This window comes from Acetomicrobium thermoterrenum DSM 13490, assembly GCF_900107215.1.
GTDB lineage: Bacteria > Synergistota > Synergistia > Synergistales > Acetomicrobiaceae > Acetomicrobium > Acetomicrobium thermoterrenum.
The window spans coordinates 1-2,105 of sequence record NZ_FNPD01000019.1; the positions used below are offsets into that span (position 1 = coordinate 1).

At 45.4% G+C, this 2,105-nt stretch carries 1 protein-coding gene; it reads right to left on the reverse strand.

Features of this window, described 5'->3' with window-relative positions:
* Positions 1 to 203: 203 nt before the first annotated feature.
* A complete protein-coding gene (locus BLU12_RS09790; RefSeq protein ID WP_091462434.1) occupies positions 204 to 1,835 on the reverse strand; it encodes an IS1634 family transposase in 1,632 nt (543 codons plus the stop codon).
* Positions 1,836 to 2,105 lie beyond the last annotated feature (270 nt).

A 2,105-nucleotide genomic window follows, 5' to 3' on the forward strand; every position in this document is an offset into this window, starting at 1 on the left:
GGAAAAGAGAATTAAAAGCCAAACTTGGCCGTTAAATCTTCCTTAAGTTCCCTTAAAAAAGACTCTGCCCCCTTTGGGGGTTGGGTCTTTTTGCTCCTGACTTTATCACCTAATCCCTCAAGATCCGCACCGTTATGGGATAGTTAAAAGAAAAACGTGAAAAGTTGTCCCTACACGTCTAACTTAAGGATTTGTACGTGTGGTTATACGAGGCTGACGTCCTTTACAGGAGTAACGTTTTTAGGGCTTCTCATCTTCATTACCTGTAGTATCTTTTGGCTTAAAGGAGTCCCTTTGACCTTGATCAAAAATTCCTCTCCCTTTACGCTCACCTTGGTGAAGTTCATGGAGTTTAAGGCCTCTTTTATCTGTGCCGGCGATGGCTTTAGACCTAGGCATTTAAGCTTATTTTCAAGCGTCCTTTCAAGGAGGAAGGCCAGAAAGCAGATGAGGAAATGTCCCTTTATGCGCCTCTCTGTCCAGTGAAATATGGGCCTCACCTCCAGGGCAGATTTCATGATCCTAAATGACTCCTCTATCCTCCAGAGCTTATGATATACGTCCATCACCTCCATGGCCGTCATGTCACGTGTGCTCGTCTGTATGGCGTAATATCCGTCGAATAGGGCGTCACGCGTTACAGCCTCTTCGTCTAAGGTCCAAGTAGGTTTAGCCCCTGCGTCTTTGATGTACTTCTTGCCGCCACGCTTGTTGCTCGAGCCTATGAGGTAAGGGTATTTTAAAAGCTCTTCTGCCTTTTGTAGCAAACGCATCCTGTCGGCTTTGTCCTTTTCTGCCCTCCTTTTGGAAAAGGTGACTATGAGGCGCTCATCCAGTTGATGTTTGCCCCCTGCTTCGTCTTTCACGACGTTCATGTAGGGCAATACCTTGTAGCGAAACTCGTCTTCATGGCCTTCGTTTAGAAAGGTGTAACCCTCCATATCTAGGGCAGATTTTATTACAGAGCTATTCATGCTTTTAAGCCTTGCCGCTACGATGTAGTCGTAACCTTTATCCCTTATTAGCTTTAAGTTTAACTTGCTGTTTATCCCTTTGTCCGCGACTATGACTATGCGCCTTACGCCGAAAAGCCTTTCCATGTTCTCCAGGGCCTTAAGCAACGTCTTCCCGTCAAAGGTGTCGCCGGGGAATAGCTCGTAACCTACAGGCCTTCCCTCGCAGTCGGTAATGAGGCCCAATACCACCTGCACTTCCTTGAACTTTCCGTCCTTGCTGAAGCCGAAATCCTTCAAGGAATCTGCCTTTACGCTTTCAAAGTAAAAGGTCGTCACGTCGTAAAATACCACGTCTACCTGCATGTTAAAGAGGCTCCTTTCCCGCTCAAATAGGGCCTGCTCAAGGATTTCCTTCTTTTCCGCTATGACATCTAATGCCCTATATAGGTGGTTATAGCCTACATGTGACAAGTTCAAGTAACGGCTCTGGCCTTTGAAGGTAGCTAGCTTGCTTTTAGGCTCTAGTAAATGCTGGATGACCATTAAAAGACAGGCGTCTGAAAGGTTGAATTCTAGGTTTCTGTCACAAACCAGAAGCTCGAGTGACTTCGGTAGGTCGAAGTCGTTCCAGATATTTTTATACACCGTATATCCGTAGTTTAAAAGCTCCCCCTCGGATGCGTCTTTTAAGTTCACGAAGGAACCTTTGGACATCTCGATTAGCCTTTCTCCAAGGCGCTGAAAGCTCTGGTTTCCCTCTATCTGGTCCAGGCGACCTAAGTTTAAGACGGTACGATGTCTTACCTTGCCGCCGTCGCGGTAAGACTCCACAATGCGCAGATATTCGTTGCCTTTGGATTTCACGACCTTTAAGAACATATCATGATGATACTACTTAATAACCTATATTGCAAGTAATAGAGGGCAAGAAAGGCACAACAAGTTGTCCCTACATTTTCCCTCGAAATCTGGTTTGCTGTGCATGAAAATCCCATAACCAAGGGATTCTTGAAGGACAGATGGGTCAAAAAATGAGCTTAACTGATAAAGTCGGGACCAATATTGCCGTTCAGGTAAAGGAAGGATATACTGTATATTCTTGTGGGAAAAACGTAACCGACTCAGACAAGAACGTCATCACAAAAATCT

Excerpts from the sequence above, each read along its gene's own strand:
- BLU12_RS09790 (WP_091462434.1), bottom strand. The coding sequence starts at position 1,835 with ATGTTCTTAAAGGTCGTGAAATCCAAAGGCAACGAATATCTGCGCATT.